13 protein-coding genes are annotated in these 18,227 nt (G+C 70.7%); 7 read left to right on the plus strand and 6 right to left on the minus strand.

The window, feature by feature from the left end; all coding sequences use genetic code 11:
- Window positions 1-247: 247 nt before the first annotated feature.
- Together CG723_RS33965 and CG723_RS33970 are read right to left on the minus strand one after the other, a co-directional pair.
- Window positions 248-2,368, minus strand: a complete 2,121-nt coding sequence (locus tag CG723_RS33965; protein ID WP_100597344.1) for a SpoIIE family protein phosphatase — start codon at window positions 2,366-2,368, stop codon at window positions 248-250.
- Between the two features lie 313 nt (window positions 2,369-2,681).
- On the minus strand, window positions 2,682-4,970 hold the full coding sequence (locus tag CG723_RS33970; protein WP_159032612.1) for a SpoIIE family protein phosphatase: 2,289 nt from the start codon (window positions 4,968-4,970) through the stop codon (window positions 2,682-2,684).
- Window positions 4,971-5,763: 793 nt separating this feature from the next.
- Between CG723_RS33970 and CG723_RS33980 the strand changes: the two genes are divergently transcribed.
- The 5 genes from CG723_RS33980 to CG723_RS34000 all read left to right on the plus strand — a co-directional run bounded on the left by CG723_RS33980 (window position 5,764) and on the right by CG723_RS34000 (window position 9,977).
- Window positions 5,764-6,372, plus strand: coding sequence for a dihydrofolate reductase family protein (locus CG723_RS33980; RefSeq protein WP_100597347.1), 609 nt, complete (start codon window positions 5,764-5,766; stop codon window positions 6,370-6,372).
- A gap of 110 nt (window positions 6,373-6,482) precedes the next feature.
- The gene (locus CG723_RS33985) at window positions 6,483-7,445 is read left to right on the plus strand and encodes a hypothetical protein (RefSeq protein ID WP_234374665.1); all 963 of its coding nucleotides are present in this window, start codon (window positions 6,483-6,485) and stop codon (window positions 7,443-7,445) included.
- Window positions 7,446-7,516: 71 nt separating this feature from the next.
- Window positions 7,517-8,101 carry a sugar O-acetyltransferase gene (locus CG723_RS33990; RefSeq protein WP_100597348.1) on the plus strand — a complete coding sequence of 195 codons (585 nt, stop codon included), beginning with the start codon at window positions 7,517-7,519 and terminating at the stop codon, window positions 8,099-8,101.
- A gap of 11 nt (window positions 8,102-8,112) precedes the next feature.
- A complete protein-coding gene (locus CG723_RS33995) occupies window positions 8,113-8,655 on the plus strand; it encodes a TetR/AcrR family transcriptional regulator (RefSeq protein ID WP_100597349.1) in 543 nt (180 codons plus the stop codon).
- Window positions 8,656-8,810: 155 nt separating this feature from the next.
- Window positions 8,811-9,977: an alpha-hydroxy-acid oxidizing protein gene (locus CG723_RS34000; protein ID WP_100597350.1), complete on the plus strand. Its 1,167-nt coding sequence runs from the start codon at window positions 8,811-8,813 to the stop codon at window positions 9,975-9,977.
- Here the strand turns inward: CG723_RS34000 and CG723_RS34005 are convergent.
- From CG723_RS34005 to CG723_RS34020, 4 genes are all read right to left on the minus strand, one after another.
- Window positions 9,946-10,935 (minus strand): YihY/virulence factor BrkB family protein, encoded by a 990-nt coding sequence (locus CG723_RS34005; protein WP_442802614.1) that lies wholly within the window; start codon window positions 10,933-10,935, stop codon window positions 9,946-9,948. The two genes, CG723_RS34000 and CG723_RS34005, sit on opposite strands and share 32 nt — an antisense overlap.
- A 119-nt stretch (window positions 10,936-11,054) precedes the next feature.
- Entirely contained in the window at window positions 11,055-11,639 is a 585-nt protein-coding gene (locus CG723_RS34010) for a nucleosidase (protein WP_100597351.1), read from the minus strand.
- 58 nt (window positions 11,640-11,697) lie between these two features.
- The gene (locus tag CG723_RS34015) at window positions 11,698-12,255 is read right to left on the minus strand and encodes a DUF6069 family protein (RefSeq protein WP_199842002.1); all 558 of its coding nucleotides are present in this window, start codon (window positions 12,253-12,255) and stop codon (window positions 11,698-11,700) included.
- Between the two features lie 107 nt (window positions 12,256-12,362).
- Window positions 12,363-13,001 carry a TetR/AcrR family transcriptional regulator gene (locus tag CG723_RS34020; RefSeq protein ID WP_100597352.1) on the minus strand — a complete coding sequence of 213 codons (639 nt, stop codon included), beginning with the start codon at window positions 12,999-13,001 and terminating at the stop codon, window positions 12,363-12,365.
- A 222-nt stretch (window positions 13,002-13,223) separates the two neighbouring features.
- Here CG723_RS34020 and CG723_RS34025 point away from each other — a divergent pair, with 222 nt between their 5' ends.
- Both CG723_RS34025 and CG723_RS34030 read left to right on the plus strand, forming a co-directional pair.
- Window positions 13,224-16,469 carry a carboxyl transferase domain-containing protein gene (locus CG723_RS34025; protein WP_100597353.1) on the plus strand — a complete coding sequence of 1,082 codons (3,246 nt, stop codon included), beginning with the start codon at window positions 13,224-13,226 and terminating at the stop codon, window positions 16,467-16,469.
- A gap of 57 nt (window positions 16,470-16,526) precedes the next feature.
- Window positions 16,527-18,224, plus strand: coding sequence for an AMP-binding protein (locus tag CG723_RS34030; protein WP_100597354.1), 1,698 nt, complete (start codon window positions 16,527-16,529; stop codon window positions 18,222-18,224).
- The last annotated feature ends 3 nt before the right edge of the window (window positions 18,225-18,227 follow it).

Below are 18,227 nucleotides of genomic sequence, written 5' to 3' on the forward strand. Positions count from 1 at the left end.
CGTTTGTGATGAGTCCCTTCCCGTACGCCTTCCGGGCAGCCTTGCCCGACCCGACGCAGGACCTGCAGTTGACGTTTGTTCAGCTGCTGCGGCACGTATTTCCTCTCGCATCGGAAGTGCCCGATGGCACGTTCCCGGAGAGGGGCCGGCACCAAGCCTGGATCAGCTCCTGGACCAGTCGTTTCGGTACCAGACCGCCGCCGCCAACGGATGCCTGTTGGCGGTTATCACCTCCTGCTGCATCGGATCAGCGGGGACGTCGTTCATCCTCTGGCGCGAACGACAGGCTGCGGGCGATCAGCAGGGCGACGTCGTCGTGGTCGTCGGGCAGTCGGAGGTCGTGCAGGAGCCGGTCGCAGGTTTCTTCCAGCGGGCAGTCGAGTGCTTCCAGGACGCGCAGGAGCGTGTCGAGGCGCTCGTCGATGGGGTGGTGGCGGGTTTCGACCAGTCCGTCGGTGTAGAGGATCAGCTGGTCACCCGGGTCGAGGCAGAGAGTGGTGGTCTCGAACGGGACGCCACCCACGCCGAGTGGGGTACCGGTGGGCAGGTCGAGCAGCTGGGGATGCTTGCCGTCGCGGATGAGGACGGGGGGCAGGTGGCCGGCGTTGGCGATGTGGCACTCCCCACGGCGGGGGTCGTAGGCGGCGTAGAGGCAGGTGGCGATGTATGGCTCCAGTCCGGAGGTGATCGTGTCGAGCTGTTGGAGGACGCGGGTGGGGTCGAGGTCCAGGCCGGCGAAGGCGGCGGTCGCGGTGCGCAGACGGCCCATGGTCGCGGCGGCGTCGATACCGCTGCCCATGACGTCGCCCACGACGAGGGCCGTCCGGTCGCCGCCCAGGGGGAGGACGTCGTACCAGTCGCCGCCGATTTCGTAGGCCGCCTGTGCGGGCTGGTACCGGGAGGCGACCTGCAGGCCGGGCAGGTGGGGTGGATGGTGGGGGAGCAGGCTGCGCTGCAGGGTCTCGGCGGCGTTGCGCACGCTCTGGTGGGCACGGGCGTTGTCGATGCACACCGCGGTGCGGGAGGCCAGTTCGGCGGCGATGGCGAGGTCGTCCTCGTCGAAGGGCCGTGGGTCGCGGGCGCGGGTCAGCCCCAGGAAGCCAAGGACGGTGGCGCGGGCAATGAGTGGGACGGCCATGTAGGAGTGCACTCCGGCGCGGGCCAGCAGCGTTGCGGCGTGGTCGTCCCGGGCGATGGATGTCAGGTCGTTTCCGTCGGCGTGGGGGATCAAGATGGGTCGACCGGTGCGCACACAGCGGGTGGCCACACGGTTGTCTTCGTACGCGGCGATGTGCCCGGGCGGATCGGCGGCTTGGAGGGCCTCGGTGGGGTGGGAGGCCTTGAGCGCGAGGGCACGGAAGAATGCGGGACCGGCGGTGGTGCGAGGCCGGTGCTCGTCGATGACGGAGTCGAGCACGTCGACGGAGACCACGTCGGCGAGTTCGGGAACGGTGACGTCGGCCAGCTCCCGGGCGGTCTGTGCGATGTCCAGGGTGGTGCCGATGCGGGCGGAGCCGTCGGCGATCACGGCCAGGCGCCGCCGCGTCGCGGTCGCCTCCTGGGCCGATTGGTAACGCTCGGTGACGTCTGTGACGAGTTCGGCCACCCCGAGCACGCGGCCCTGGGTGTCTTCCAGCCGGTAGGCCGAGATCGCCCAGGCGTGCAGGCGCGGTGCCTCGTCGGCCGGGCTGTGGCCGACGATGGTGGACTGGTCGATCAGGGGCATCCCGGTGTCGAGGACCTGCCGCATCGCGGCCTCGGGCGTTTCGAACTTCGCAGCCGTCATGATCTCGCGGTAGTGGCGACCGAGGTGGTCTTTCGCGGGGACGCCGTGCATCCGCTCCAGCGCGGGGTTGACTGCCAGGTACCGCAGGTCGGAGTCGAGGATGGCGATTCCGATGGGGGACTGGGAGATCAGCCGGGTGGAGAGGGCTACGTCCCGCTCCACCTCGCGCAGTGTGGGCGCGTCGGTGCCCAGTCCAAGGGCGTAGAAGTCGCCGCGGTCGTCCAGGAGCCGCATGTTGCGCAGCTCCACCAGCCGTGTGCCGCCGTCCTTTCGACGGGCGGGGAACGTGCCACCCCAGCTCCGGCCCGACTCCATGACCTCGGCGAACTTCTTGAGCACCCAATCACAGTCCTCCTCGGGGACGAGTAGCTGTGCGGCGTGCTGCCCGAGCGCTTCCTCGGCGGTGTAGCCGTACAGCTCCTCGGCCTGCGGACTCCACAGGACGACCCGTCCCTCGGCGTCCAGCAGCACGGCCGCCACTCCCAGAAGGTTCATCAACCCACTCGGCTGTGATGGTTCGTCGCTCGCTCGGCCGCTGAACACCTCGCCGATGTCCGGGGGAGGCCACTCGGCTTCGCTCATTGCAGGCACTCCTTCTGCCCGCCGACGCCACATGAGCCACCCCTCGGACTGGGGCGCGGCCTGTTTGCGCCTGCTGGCGGCTTCGACTTCCATGGTCACCCAGACCACCGGAGAACACACCCCATTCGCGTGGCGCGGGCCTGTACGGGAAGGGTGGTGTCCGGCAGGCCGCCGTTGGCACAGGCGGCACGCTCGGGCGCCTATCTTCGTGGGACCGTAGGGCTGACCGGTGGCTGAGGGCGCTGTGCAGGAGAGGGGCATCGCCCCGAATGCGACGGCGAGCGCGAGGACGGGCTGCCTCGCAGTTCTCCCGCTACTCCGGCTCTGCAGCCACCGTGCCCTGTTGCGCCCACACTGTCTTGCCCTGGACGTGGTAACGGACGCCCCAGGCGTCGGTGATGCTGGCGACGATGAACAGGCCGCGGCCCCCTTCATCGATCGCGCGGGCATGCTTGAGGTGCGGGACGCTTGTCCCCGCGTCACGGATCTCGCAGGTCAGACGGTCGTCGAGGATGAGCCGCAGGCGGTACGGCGGGGCGCCGTACCGGACTGCGTTGGCGACCAGTTCACTGACGATGAGTTCGGTGGTGAACGCTGACTCTTCGCTGATCTTCCAAGCGGCGAGTTGTCTGCGTGCGGCCTTTCGGGCCGCTGGGACGGCCGCCAGATCCTCGGCCAGTGCAACCGTCAGCACTCTGTCCGGGGGCAGACCTCGAGCACGCGCCAGCAGCAGCATCTTCTCCGTGTCGTGGCGGTCTCGCAGCGCGTAGGAGAGTGTGTCGCAGACTTCGGTCAGGGGCAGCGTCGCTCCTTCCCGCAGCAGTACACGCAGCGTCGGCGAGGTCTCCAACAGGTCCTCATTGCCGACCGCAAGCGTGCTGCCTGCCGGCATCGTGATCTCAGTGGCAGGAAAAGGGGCGTGATCGGTGCCGGCGAGCACCGGACCTCCCGGAGTCGTCACCGTCGCCGACTCGCCGTCAGGAAGGACGAGATACGGCTCCGAGAGTCCCGCGCGAACGAGCGTGCACGTGTGGTCGACCGAGTCGTAGATCGCGATCAGGCACGCAGCCGTGAGCGGTTCACTGTTCAGGGGGTCTCCCGCCGGCAGCGCTGCCCGTTCCGTGGCCAGTCGCTCGGCGGTGTCGCTCAGCCGTGCCATCAGTTCCTGCGGCTCCAAGTCGAGTGCGGCCAGCGCGTGGATGACGGTCCTGAGCTGTCCCATGGTGGTAGCAGTCGCCACGCCTCGTCCGGCCACGTCTCCGAGCACCAACGCGACTCGGCCGCCCGCCAGTTCGATCGTGTCGAACCATGCGCCTCCGCCACCCGGACCGGGGATGTGCATCGTGGCCACGTCCACCGTGGACGGAACCGGCGACTTCTGCGGCAGGAGCTGACGCTTCACGGTTGCTGCGATGGTCCGTTCCCGCGTGTAACGCCGTGCGTTGTCGATACACAGCGCCGCGTGCGCGCAGACATCCGTCGTCAGCGTGACGTCGTGCTCGTCAAAGGGCTCCTCGTCCCCGTGCCGATAGAAGCTGACCACGCCCAGAGCTTCGCCGCGCACGGTAAGAGGGGCGACGATCAGGGAGTGCGCATCTGACCGCACGATGGAGTTCGCCCGCGCCGGATCCGCCGACAGCCAGGGACTGTCTTCGGCCACACTGAGAAGCCGCGGACGCAGGTCGTTGAGGACTCGTGAGAACGGTGTGCCGTCCGGGAGCCGACGAACGTCGCCCACCGCGTGTGCCGACACCAGCCCTTTGAATGCAGCGCGCCGCAAGGGCACGTCGTAGGCCACCGGAGCCAACGGCGGCTCCTGCCCCCGGAACACGTCCTCGATGACCTCGACCACCACAATGCCTGAGAACGTCGGCACGACAGCCTCGACCAACTCCTGGCACACGGACATGACGTCGAGTCGGTCCCCGACGGTTGTGCGGACCCGCTCCAAGACCTTCAACCGGCGCAACGTCCGCTCGCGGTCCGTCACGTCCATGGCCGAGGCGACCAGGCACTGAGTCCGGCCGTCACGTCCTTCGACGCGGACGTACGACAGGGAGTAGACCACGGGACGACTGGTGCCCTCCGCTCCTGCGGACCGCACGACACGCTGCAGCGCCGGCTCACCGCTCGCAAGAACCAGCCGCGCCACCGCACGCTCGTTCGCTGGATCCTCAAGCCCGAGCGTCGAAGCGAAATCCGGGCCGGCCTGGGTCTCCTTCACGGCCGGCTGTGCCTCGGGCGTACGGGCCCGGGACCTGACGATACGCAGGTCGCAGTCCAGAACGTACAAGTCCATGGGTGCGTCAGCGAACAACGCCTGCAAGACCGCGATGTCCCGCTCGGTTGAACCAGAGCCTTCTGCTGCGCTTACCTCCCAGGTCAGCGAACCACCGGAGAGCGCGGGTCGTACCGACACCTCCCCCAGAGCCGCCAGTGCCGCCACGACCTCGGACGCAGGGGAGCCCGGCCGTACCAGGCCGGCCACAGTGCGCCCCTCGGCATCCGCCCGGGACCAGCCGAGCAGTTCTCGGGCCTGGGCAGACCACTCGAGAATTCGCCCATCATCGGCGATACGCATGAGGACTGCACTGGCCGGCATGGCACACCTCCGCTTCGGCACGCACATACGCGCCACTTCCATAGTGATGTGCGGAGGCGCGCTGCTCACCTCGGTCGGCCACCGCACGGAGAGATGCCGTCGAATGGCGCGCGTCACGAAGAGTCGCCGAGCAGATGCGCAAGGTTCGGGCGGGCTGCTGACGCCGAGGCAGTCCCTCGGGCGGGGCCGGCACGTGGCGTACCCGCGTGAGCTCGGCCCGCTGGGATGAGTGGGGTGTGCAAGCCGGACTGAGCACAGCGGGGCGATGCAGCCTGTCCATGCCGACCTCAATCAACTTCATCCGGCCGACGCGGTGATCCATCTCGGGGAGCGGATTCCGCCGAGGGCACGGCGGACGTCGGCCGCGCAGCGGCGGAGGCACTGCGGGACGGCGTGCGGCCCCACCCCTATGCGCACACCGGCGGGGTGTGGGCGTACGGCGACGCCGACGGGGTCGTCGACGAGAACGCCCCGCTGAATCCGCCGCGCATCACTGCCTGGCTGGTGGAGAACGAGAAGCGTGTGCTGTCCCTGGGTCGCCGAGGGTCCGTCGATCTCTCACCGCCGCCGACCTCGCCCGCCGCACCGTCAGCGAGGGGTACGGCGTCTGTCTGACGTACAACCTCGTCGGCGCCGATCGCGGCGCCGACGTCTCCGTGTTCACCAGGCGCGGTCACACGTCATGGCCACGTCGATAGTGCGGGCGCAGTGAGAGGCAGGGGTGGGCGTCGGCGATGAGTTCCCGGGTCGTACCGGGTCTACGGGACAGCCTCCGCCGACGAGAGGACCGATCATGCCCACCGCCGAGACCCCGCGGAACCCCGATGCCGCCTCGCCGATCACCGACACCGAACGGCAGACCGCATCGGGCAAGGTGCTCTGGCACTTCACGATGTCGCTGGACGGCTTCGTGGCGGGGCCGGGTCATTCCATGGACTGGATGACAGGCTTCTCGTCCCGGCCCGGCCTTGTCGAGGAGTACGCGCAGACGACCGGCGCCGTGCTGGGAGGCCGGGACGGCTGGGACGCCTACCCCGACGCGAGTGCGACCTACGGCGGCCACTGGCAGGGGCCCGTGTTCGTCCTCACCCACCGTCCCGAGGACCTGAAGCCCGCCGACGGCGTGACGTTCCTCAACTGCGATGTGGCCGAGGCGGTCCGGATCGCTCTGGACGCGGCCGGGGGCAAGAACCTTGAGGTCCTGTCACCCTCGATCGGCCGTCAGCTCCTGGAGCGCGGGCTCATCGACGAGATCGACCTGCACATCGCGCCGGTCCTGCTCGGCGACGGGATCCGCCTGTTCGACAACCCGGGAGGCTCGCCGGTCCGACTCGGTCTTGTCAACGGCAGCGACCCGTCGCTCGTGGTGAACGTGCGCTACCGCCCGGCCTCCGCCGGTTGAACCGCCGGCATCGATACCGCCGCCGCATCGTCCGGTAGGGGTCCGCCGGGACGCGGCGCCTCTATTCTGTTGCCGCTCGTGTTCCATCAGTCACACCTCGGGGGAAACACATGAACGCCTGGAATCCGGGCGGGCAGCCGCCCTACGACCCGCAGGCAGGGCACCGGCCCCGGCCCGGCCCGTACCCGCCGCCTCAGGGCCCGTACCCGCCACAGCCGCCCAACGGCGGTTACCCGCCGCAGATCCCGCACCCGTACGGGCCCCCTCCCAACGGGCCGCACCCGTATCCGCCGCACCCCGGCCCGCCGCCCGCCCCTGGCCCCTTCCAGCGGCTGCGGCAGAAGGTCGGCCCCATCCACACCGCGCGCCGGGTGTTCAAGCCGTCCCGCTCCGGCATCGTCGACGACGCCCTGGTCGCCCGTGTCCAGAAGATCCGCACCCTGGTCGGTCTGGGCGCGGTGGTGTGGGTGTCGATGTCCTACAAGCTCGCCAACTCGGTGAGCGACGTCGTCAGTGACCGGGGGGACCAGGCCTGGCTCAGCGTCCTGATGCTGTCCGTGACGTTCCCCGTCGCCGTGGGAGTACTGCTCGCCCTCGCCGCTCCCTCGGCCCGCCGCGAGCTGCTGCGCCGGGCCGCCAAGTCGTTCGGCGCGATGGTGTCCATCGTGGCGGCGGTGGGCGTGTTCCCGGCGATCATGCTCACCGGCTTCATGGAGGGCAGGTTCGCCACCAACCCGGTGATGGCCGTCGTCACGTACTCCGTCCTCGTGCTGACCTTTGTGTGGGTGGTGCCGTTCATCTTCTGGGGCATCGGCCTGGCGCTCGTGTACGTGTTCCGCACCGCGGACATCCACGAGACCGTGCCGCCGCTGCTGGCCATGACGCTGGTCTGGGAGATGACGCTCGTCGACCTGTTCACCGGCGCCTACGCGGGTGTGCCGGGCCCGCTCCGGGTGCTGCTCATGCTCGGGGCCCCCGCCTCGGTGACCGCCGTCGGCCTGTGGGAACTGCACCGCCTGCGTGCCCACTTCGGCATCGGGGTCCGCGACATGCTGATGCGGCAAGCGGGTTAGCCGGGCCGAGCGCCCTGCGCTCGGTGACTCGCCGATCGCGAGCGTACGTTCTCGAGTGTACGATCGTACGCATGACAACGACGGACTCCTTCGCCGACGACCCGCGCACGAACCTGGAGCGCATGCTCGCGGGTGACCTCTACATCGCCGACGATCCGGAGATCGCCCGGCGTCAGCGGAGGGCGATGCAGCTGGCGGCCCGCTACCAGGCCGCCTTCGTCGTGGATGCCGACAAGGCCCGGCCGATTCTGGCCGACCTGCTCGACTCCGTGGGGGAGGGCGTCGAGGTGCGGCCGCCGCTGTTCGTCGACTACGGCAGCAACATCGCCATCGGCGCCCGCACCTTCGTCAATTACCACCTCACCGCGCTCGACGTCGCCCGGATCGCCATCGGCGAGGACTGCCAGATCGGCCCCAACGTCCAACTCCTCACCCCCACCCACCCGGTGGAGCCGCAGCCCCGCCGCGACAAGCTGGAAGCCGCGCTGCCCATCACCATCGGCGACAACGTCTGGCTCGGCGGCGGGGTCATCGTGTGTCCCGGGGTGACCATCGGGGACAACTCCGTCATCGGCGCCGGCGCCGTCGTCACCAAGGACATCCCGGCGAACGTCGTCGCCGTGGGCAACCCCGCCCGCCCCGTCCGCACCCTCTGACCGGCGCACCCATGGCCACCGGACGCACGGACCCGCAGCGCCGCGAGCGCATCCTCGCCGCCACCCTCGACCACATCGCCGAAGAGGGCGTCGCCGGGGTCTCCCACCGCAAGATCGCCGTGCGAGCCGACGTGCCGCTCGGCTCGATGACCTACCACTTCGCAGGCATCGACGACCTGTTGCGCGAGGCCTTCAAACGGTTCGCCGACCAGATCGTCGCCGTGTTCGAGCGGCACCTGGCCGACGCCGGCACCCCCGAGCGGGCCCGGGAAGCCGTCACCGACCTCATCCACGCGCTCTCCGAAGGGCCGCGCCGCGATCTCGTCCTCACCCACGAGCTGTACGCCCTCGCCGCCCGCCGCGACGAGTACCGCGAACTCACCCACGCCTGGACGGCCCGCAGCCGCGACCTCCTGGAGCGGCATTTCGACGCGGACACCGCCCGCCAACTGGACGCGCTGATGGAGGGGTTGGTCCTGCACCGTTCCCTCGACACGGCCCCGCAGGGCCGCGAACTGACGCGGGCGGCCGTGCGGCGCCTGACCTCCGGCTGATCTCCGTCCGGCGTTCGGCGCGTGGCCGGCCCTGAGCAGCCCGTGGGGTGCGGACCTGACCCCGTACCCCACGGGCTCCCATCCGTCGGCCTGCGCACTAGGGTCTGATCGCCACCGCCAGGACACGGTGGCGTTGGACGAGGAGGGTGGCCGCGATGACGCAGCAGTTCGGTGATTACCAGCACGAGATCTACTTCAACGCGCTCGGGGGCATCGTCCCCGAGCTGCCCATGGCCTTCGCGGAGTTGGAGCAGCGGGCCGGCGAGGCGCTCGCGCCGTCCGTGTGGTCGTACGTCGCGGGTGGCGCGGGCGACGAGTTCACCCAGCGAGAGAACGTCACCGCCTTCGAACAGTGGGGGCTCGTTCCGCGCATGTTCGTCGGGGCGAGCCGGCGGGACCTGACCGTCGACCTCTTCGGACTCAAGCTCGACAGCCCGCTGTTCATGTGCCCCATCGGCGTGATCGGGCTCTGCGGGCAGGACGGGCACGGGGACCTCGCGACGGCGCGGGCCGCCGCGCGCACGGGAGTTCCGATGGTGGCCTCCACCCTGTCCGCGGACCCCATGGAGGACGTGGCCAAGGAGTTCGGCGAGACCCCCGGCTTCTTCCAGCTCTACACGCCGACCGACCGCGACCTCGCCGAGAGCCTCGTCAGCCGCGCCGAGGCGGCGGGCTTCAAGGGGATCGTCGTCACCATGGACACCTGGGTCACCGGGTGGCGGCCCCGCGACCTGACCACCGGCAACTTCCCCCAGCTGCGCGGCCACTGCCTCAGCAACTACACCTCGGACCCGGTCTTCCGCTCCCGGCTCCCGCAGGGTCGCGCCGATGACACGCAGGCCGTCGTCATGCAGTTCGCGAGCGTCTTCGGCAACCCCCTGACGTGGGACGACCTCCCCTGGCTGCGCTCGCTCACCAACCTGCCGCTCATCGTCAAGGGCCTGTGCCACCCCGAGGACGTACGACGGGCCAAGGACGGCGGCGTCGACGGGATCTACTGCTCCAACCACGGCGGGCGGCAGGCCAACGGAGGCCTCGCCGCCATCGACGCCCTGCCCGAGGTGGTGGAGGCCGCCGACGGTCTGCCCGTGCTGTTCGACTCGGGGGTGCGCTCCGGAGCCGATGTGGTCAAAGCGCTCGCCCTCGGCGCGACGGCGGTCGGCATCGGCCGCCCCTACGCCTACGGCCTCGCCCTCGGCGGCGTCGACGGCATCGTCCACGTGCTGCGGTCCCTGCTCGCGGAGACCGACCTGATCATGGCCGTCGACGGCTATCCGACGCTCGCCGACCTCACTCCGCAGGCGCTGCGTCGCCGGCGCTGACCTCGGGCGCGTGGGGCGCGGTCCGGTCCAGTTCGACGCCGAACTGGGCCCCGGCCAGCAGCGCCAGATTCGACACCCACAGCCAGACGAGGAACACGACGCCCCCCGCCAGGGAGCCGTAGAGCCTGCTGTAGGTGCCGAGCTGCGAGGCGTAGAACGTGAAGCCGGCCGACGCGACGAGCCAGATCAGCGCGGCCAGCAGACCACCCGGCAGGCCGTGCCGCCACCCTCGGGCGGCGGGCGGCCCCGAGCGGAACAGGACCAGGACGAGCAGCGCCACCAGGCACAGCAGGGCAGGCCACTTGAGGAAGTTCCAGGCCGCGGCGACCGTGTCGCCGAGTCCGAGCCAGTGCCCGAGGGACTGGGCGAGGGATCCGCTGAGCACGAGGGCGAGCGCGCTGGCCACGAGGAGCGCGAGCAGGGTGCAGGCGGTCAGCAGGATGCGGTGGGCCTTGCGCCACACGGGCCTTGTGTCGCGGACGCCGTGCAGCGTGTGGAGGGCCCGGCGGAACACGGCCGAGTAACTGGACGCCGACCACAGGGCGCTGACTGCGCCTGCGATCGTCACGGTGAGCGCGGCGGACCGCTCGTGTGCCATGTGGCGGAGCGACTCGTGCAGGGCGGCGCCCGACTCGGCGGGCGCCCAGGCCGTCACATGCGTGATCAGGGCGTCCGTCGTCGCCGGGCTGACCAGGCCGATGAGCGAGGCGGTCACGAGCATGGCGGGCAGCAGGGCGAGGATCGCGTAGTACGTCAGCGCCGCGGCCCAGTCCGACACGTCGTCGTTCCACATCGACACCGGCGTGCGACGCAGCGCCGCCCACAGCCGGCGCCAGGACATCGACTCGGCGCCCGGCACGTGGCTGTGGCCGTGGTCGTTGTCGCCTTCGTCGGCGGAGCCGGACGTGGCGGAGGAGGGGGCGGTTCGGGTGACCTGGGCCGTCGGCCGGGTTCCCAAGGCGTGCTCGTCTCGGTCGGAGGGCGCCCGACAGGCCTCGGCGGGAGTACCGGCGTATGCGGGACGTGGCCCGCGATCATCTCATCGCCGGCCCCGCGGCCTGTCGGGGGAGTCGTGGATCAGGGGCGTACGGGAATGTTCCGCGCGGCCCAGTCGGCGAGGACGCGTGCGCAGTCGGCAACCGTCTCGCGCCATGTCCTGGCCGCCCCGTCGCCCGCCTCGTCGCTGACGTGCTTGACGATGCGCAGCGGAACACCGGCCTGCTGGGCGGCGGACGCGAGTGCGTAGCCCTCCATGTCGACGAGCGGTGCGTGCGCGGCGAGACGGGCGCGGGCCGCCTCGTCGGAGATGAAGGAGTCGCCGGTCGCGAGGACGGGCCCGCCGTGGTCGGGCAGGTCGATCGGCGCACCGTAGATCTCGCCCGTCAGGGAGGCGAGCACGGCGTTGTCGAGGTCGTGCTGGATCACGGAGCCGATGACGTGGGTGCCCGTCCAGCCGGGGCGCAGCGCGCCCGCCGTGCCCAGGTTCACGATGCCCGAGGGGTGCGGGCCGCGGGCCAGGACGGTGGCGAGCGCGGTCGCCGCGTTGACCTTGCCCATCCCGGTGAGCAGGACGGGGAGATCCGTGTCGAGGAACTGCGCCTCTTCCTTCACGGCCAGCACGAGCAGGGGGCGGCCGGCGGTGATCTCACCTATGAGTTCCATGCCGCAAAGGTAGCTCCGGGCCGGTCGCCCACTCGCAGCCGGGGCATGGCACACCAGGTCAGCGGCCGCGCACCGCGCCGCGTGCCACAGGGGTGAGGAGCACCCCGATCGTGAGTCCGACAGCGAGACAGACGGCAGCCGTGCCCACCTTCGTCACCATGGCCACCGACGTGGTGAAGGTCAGCAGCACCACGACGAGTGTCGCCAGCGTGACGATCCAGGAGAAGAACCGCCCGGGCTGCGGTGTGCCCAGGCACAGGAGATGCAGCAGCAGCGTCGCGACGAGAGCCGCGACGGCGGCGCCGCCCGCGAGCATTCCGGTGGACGCGTCCCCCATCGCGCCGTCGCGCTCAGGCGCGAACACGGCGACGCCGAGGACACCGCGGACGAGGAGCACACCGGCCACGGCGGTCAGCGCGGCGACGAGCGCGGTCATCAGGCCGCCGGACCAGATCCTGCGGGCGTCGACGCGCGGCTGCGGGGGCGGAGGCGGCGCACTGTCGGCGTACGGCCCGTACGCCGTGTAGGTGGGGTGCGCCGGGTCGGGCCCGTACGGCTGATGCGGATCCTGCCCGTAGCCGGGGTCTTGGCCATAGGGCGTATGCGGTGTCTCCATGAGGATCTTCCCCCTCCGTCCGGACGCTTGGCTCAAGCCAACACAGAGGCGAGTGCATGGCGCGAGCGGGCGTGGGCCGAATGGACGGGCCGGAGGAACCCGTGGGGTCAGGGCTTAGCTCCGGCGCGGGGCGTGAGGCCGAGCAGCCGCAGGTACATCGCCGTCAGATCGGCGACCGCCCGGTCCCGGTAGCCCGGGTCGGCGGCCACGGCCCGTGCGAAGCCCGCGACCATGCCGGCCGCGGCGGTGGCCACGGACTCCGGCGAACCGGCCGGCTCGGCGAGGCCCTGGCGCACCAGACCGGCGATGTAGCGCGCGGTGCGTCCGCGGGGGCGGTCGTTGATCTCGTCGCGGAGCACGCGCATCGCCGGATCCGTGAGTGACTGGTGTTCGAGCACGGTCAGGAACGCGAGGTTGTCCACGTAGGCGTCCAGGAACGCCGCGTTGGTCCGCTCGGCGAGCAGATACGGGTCCTCGGCCTCTGGGGCCGCCGCTTCCTGGGCCGCCAGGAAGCGGTCCCGCAGATCGGCGGCGAGCACGGCGAAGACGTCCTGCTTGGAGGCGAAGTAGACATAGAACGTGGCGCGGCCGACGTCGGACTCCGCCGTGATGTCGGCGATCGTCGTGCGCGCATAGCCGCGCTGCTCGAAGACCGTGCGGGCCGCCGTGAGCAGTCGGGCCCGCGTGGCGCTGTCCTGGCGGTCCAGCTTGTCGCGCACGGTCCAGGATTTTCTCGCGATCGGCATGGCCCCAGCTTATTGACGTTGACGACGGCGTCAACGCAGACTGGGCGCGCCATTGAGGTTGACACCAGCGTCAATGCGCTGGCGCGTCGGTACGTCCGGCACGCCCCGAAGCCGTGTCACGTACAGCCCAAGCAGAGCCATGTACAGCCCGAAGCACTCACTACAGCCCGAAGCCGTCACGTACAGAAGGCCCCCGTTCCGGGCCCGTGGAGGAGACGTCCGATGACACGTGTGCTGATCGCCAACCGGGGCGAGATCGCCGTCCGGATCCACCGCGCGGCATCGGCGCTCGGCCTGCGGACCGTGGCGGTGCACTCCGCGGACGACCGCTCGGCGGCCCATGTGCGGCTCGCCGACGAGGCCCACCTGCTCAAGGGCGAAGGCGTAGCCGCCTATCTCGACGCGCGTCAGATCGTGGAGATCGCCGGGCGCGCGGGATGCGACCTGGTCCACCCCGGCTACGGGTTCCTCAGCGAGAACGCCGACTTCGCGACGGCGTGTGCCGAGGCGGGGCTGACCTTCGTGGGGCCCACCCCCGAACTCCTCGCTCTCTTCGGCGACAAGGCGAGCTCACGGGCGCTCGCCGTCCGGCACGGCGTCCCCGTCCTCGCGGCGACCGGCGCATCGACCTCGCTCGCGCAGGCCACGGAGTTCCTCGCCGGCGTGCGCGACGGCGTCATGGTGAAGGCGGTCGCCGGGGGAGGCGGCCGCGGCATGCGCGCGGTGCACGACGCGTCGGACCTCGCCTGGGCGTACGAGCGCTGCCGCTCCGAAGCCGAGCGGGCCTTCGGCAACGGTGATGTGTACGTCGAGCAACTCCTGCCCCGCGCCAAGCACATCGAGATCCAAGTCGTCGGGGACGGCACCGGACAGGTGACCCATCTGTGGGACCGGGAGTGCTCGGTCCAGCGCCGCAACCAGAAGCTGATCGAGGTCGCGCCCAGCCCGTGGCTCCCCGCGCGCACGCGTGACCTGCTGATCGAGGCCGCGGTGACGATGGCTTCGGCGACCCGGTATCTCGGCCTCGGCACCTTCGAGTTCCTCGTCGACGCGGACGACCCGGACGCCTACTACTTCATCGAGACCAATCCGCGCCTCCAGGTCGAGCACACCATCACCGAGGAACTCGCCGGCGTGGACCTGGTGGCCACCCAACTGCGCCTCGCCCAGGGCAGGTCGCTGGCCGAACTCGGCCTCCTCCAGGAGGAAATCCCGCAGCCGCGCGGCTTCGCGATCCAGACGCGCGTCAACCTCGAAGAGCTGTCCGCGGACGGCACGGCCCGCGCCTCGCAGGGCACGCTGACCGCCTTCGAGGCACCCGGCGGCCCCGGCGTGCGCGTGGACACCCACGGCCGCGCGGGCCTGGAGATCAAGGGCTCGTACGACTCCCTCGTCGCCAAGGTGATCACTCGTACGGTCCGCGGCGACTTCGCCGACGCGGCGGGGCGGGCGGCCGGGGCGCTCGCCGAGTTCACGCTCTCCGGCGTCCCCTCGAACATCCCGCTGCTGCGTGCCGTTCTGCGCCACGAGGCCTTCCGGGACGGCACGGTGACGACCGCCTTCGTCAACGAACACCTCGACAAGCTCGTACCGGGCGCCACCGCCTCTCAGGAGAGCCACGGCTCGGTCCTCACCGCCCTCTCCGCGGGCAGCGTCGTCGACGTCTGTGTGGAGCCGGGCGCCGAGGTGGCGGCCGGTGCGCCACTCGTCGTCCTCGAGGCGATGAAGATGGAACACGTCCTGACCGCGCCCCGCGGCGGAATCGTGCGCGAGGTCCGCGCGAGCGTCGGGGACGTCGTCCCGGCCGGTGCCGAACTCGTCGTCTTCGCACCTTCGCAGGGTGAGGACGGCGTCGACGAGGCGGCGGCCGACGTCGATCTCGACGTGATCAGGCCGGACCTCGCCGAGGTCGTCGAGCGCCACCGCATCGGCCTCGACGAGGCCAGGCCCCAGGCCGTCGAGCGCCGCAGGCGCACCGGCCACCGGACCGCACGCGAGAACCTCGCCGACCTCTGCGATCCGGGCAGCTTCACCGAGTACGGCGCCCTGGCCATCGCCGCGCAGCGCCGCCGCAGGACCCTCGAGGACCTGATCGCCAACACCCCGGCCGACGGGATCGTCACCGGTGTCGCCCAGGTCAACGGCGCGCAGTTCGGCGACCGGCGAAGCCAGTGCGCCGTCCTCGCGTACGACTACACCGTCCTCGCCGGCACACAGGGGATGCTCAACCACAAGAAGACCGACCGCATGCTCGAACTCGCCGAGCGGCAGCAGATCCCGGTCGTGCTCTTCGCCGAGGGCGGCGGCGGACGTCCCGGCGACACCGACATGATGGCCGTCGCCGGACTCGACGTCCCCACCTTCGCCACCCTGGCCAGGCTCAGCGGGCAGGTGCCGACGGTCGGCATCGTCGCCGGGCGCTGCTTCGCGGGCAACGCCGCGCTCCTCGGCTGCTGCGACGTCGTCATCGCGACCCCCGACGCCACGGTCGGCATGAGCGGCCCCGCGATGATCGAGGCGGGCGGCCTCGGGCAGTTCCTGCCCGAGGAGGTCGGACCGATGCCGGTCCAGGTACCGAACGGAGTCGTCGACATCCTGGTCGACGACGAGGCCGGGGCCGTGGCGGTCGCCAAGCAGTATCTCTCCTATTTCCAGGGCGACTTGAGCGACTGGGGCTGTGCGGACCAGCGCCTCCTGCGGCACGTCGTCCCCGAGAACCGGCTGCGCGCGTACGACGTACGTGAGGCGGTCACGCTCCTCGCCGACACCGGCTCGGTCCTGGAACTGCGCCGCGAGTTCGGCGTCGGCGTCATCACCGCGCTCGTACGGGTCGAGGGGCGGCCGATGGGCCTGGTCGCCAACAACCCTCAGCACCTCGGCGGCGCCATCGACAGCGACGCAGCCGACAAGATGGCACGCTTCCTGCAACTCTGCGACGCCCACGGCCTGCCCGTGGTCACCCTGTGCGACACCCCGGGGTTCATGGTCGGCCCGGACGCCGAGAAGACCGCGACCGTACGGCACTTCAGCCGGCTCTTCGTCGCGGGAGCCCACCTCGGCGTCCCGGTCTTCTCCGCCGTGCTGCGCAAGGGCTACGGTCTCGGCGCGATGGCGATGACCGGCGGCGGCTTCCGCGCCCCCACGGCGATGGTCTCCTGGCCCACCGGCGAGATCGGCCCGATGGGCCTGGAAGGCGCCGTCCGGCTCGGCTACCGCCGCGAACTCGAGGCCATCGCCGACCCGCAGGAGCGACAGGCCACGTACGAGGCCCTGCTCGCGGAGCAGTACGAGCAGGGCAAGGCGCTCAACGCGGGGACGACCTTCGAGGTCGACGACGTGATCGACCCGGCCGACACCCGCCGCTGGATCACCACGACGTTCGCCCAGCACCCCACGCATCCGGATTCGTATCCGCACCCGCGTACGCCCGAGGGGCGCACCCGCGGTCGATTCATCGACACGTGGTGACGCCGGTGCGGTGAAGGTCCGGGTAGGTCAGGTCGGGACAACAAACCGAGGAGCCGCATGAAGATCGAGGAGTATCTTGAGGATCTGCGTGCCCGTCAGGCCCGCGTCCGCCCGCACGGCACACCGTCCGACGTCGTGTACCCGCTCGGCGAGATCTCTGTGCCGGATCATGTGGCGCACTGGGCGCGGCTGCGCCCCGACCGGGCCGCGGTCGTCTTCGAGGGCCGCACCGTCACCTACCGCGAACTCGACGAGCTGAGCCGCCGGGTGGCGGGACGGCTCGCCTCCGAGGGCGTCGGCGCGGGCGACCGGGTCGCCGTCCACCTGCCCAACTGCCCCCAGTTCCTGGTCGCCTTCCTCGCCGTGCTGCGCCTCGGCGCGGTGCACGTGCCGGTCAACCCGATGTTCCAGGGCGCCGAACTCGCCTACGAACTGGCGGACTGCGGCGCCGAGACCGTCATCACCCTGGACACCTCACTCCCGCTGCTCGCCTCCGTACGCCAACAGACGGCCGTACGAAGGGTGTTCGTCACCTCGCTCACCGAGATGGCCCACTCCGCGACCGCCCCGGACGCCGTGGCGATCGAGGGGCTCGCGGTCCACACGTGGGCACAGGCCGTCGCCCACAAGCCGGTCGACGGGGCCCCCGCCGACCTCGACGCCCTGGCGGCCCTGAACTACACCGGCGGCACGTCCGGGCTTCCCAAGGGCTGCATGCACACCCAGCGGCACATGATCTACACCATCGCCACCAGCGCAGGGGCCACCCGCCAGAAGGCCGACGGCGAGGTGGTGGTCCTGTGCTACATCCCGGTCTTCTGGATCGCGGGCGAGGACCTGGGAATCCTCAACCCCCTGATGCTGGGCGGGACCTCGGTCCTCATGCCCCGTTGGGACCCTGCGCGCGTCCTGCGGGCGATCGACGGGCACAAGGTCACCACCATGGTCGGCACCGTGGAGAACTACCTCGAACTTCTCGACCGGACCGACTTCGCCACGTACGACCTGAGTTCCCTCGTCGACCCGCTCTGCACCTCGTTCATCCGCAAGCTCGACGTCGGCGTCCGGCGGCGCTGGGAGGCGGCCGCGGGAGCGCACTCGGTCCTGCGCGAGGCCGCGTACGGCATGACCGAGACGCACACCATCGACGTGACGCCCTACGGGTTCCAGGGCGGGGACGAGGATCTGCACGCCGAACCCGTCTTCTGCGGACTGCCCATGCCCGGCACGGACATCGCCGTGATGTCGCCCCTGACCGGTGAGCCGCTGCCGCTCGGCGAGGCCGGCGAGATCGTCGTCCGCAGCCCTTCGGTGACGACCGGCTACTGGAACAAGCCGGACGCCACGGAACGCCAACTGCGCGACGGCTGGCTGCACACGGGCGACAACGGGCGGATCAACGAGGACGGTTGTCTGCACTACCTCGGCCGCGACAAGGACCTCATCAAGGTGAAGGGCATGAGCGTCTTCCCCGCGGAGGTCGAGATGCTGCTGTGCCGCCACCCCGACGTACACACGGCCGCCGTGGTCCCCGCCGCCGACCCGACGAAGGGCCAGATCCCGGTGGCCTTCGTGACACTTCGTCAAAAGGGCGCAGTGGAGGCCTCGGTGCTACGGGACTGGGCCCGCGAGAGCATGGCGCCGTACAAGGTTCCCCTCGTGGAGATAGTCGACGAGATGCCGATGACGACGACCATGAAGATCCGGAAGGTGGATCTGACGGCCCGCGCGCAGCAGCTCGCCGACGGGCGCTGAAGG

The organism is Streptomyces sp. CB01635, from assembly GCF_002803065.1.
Taxonomy (GTDB): domain Bacteria; phylum Actinomycetota; class Actinomycetes; order Streptomycetales; family Streptomycetaceae; genus Streptomyces.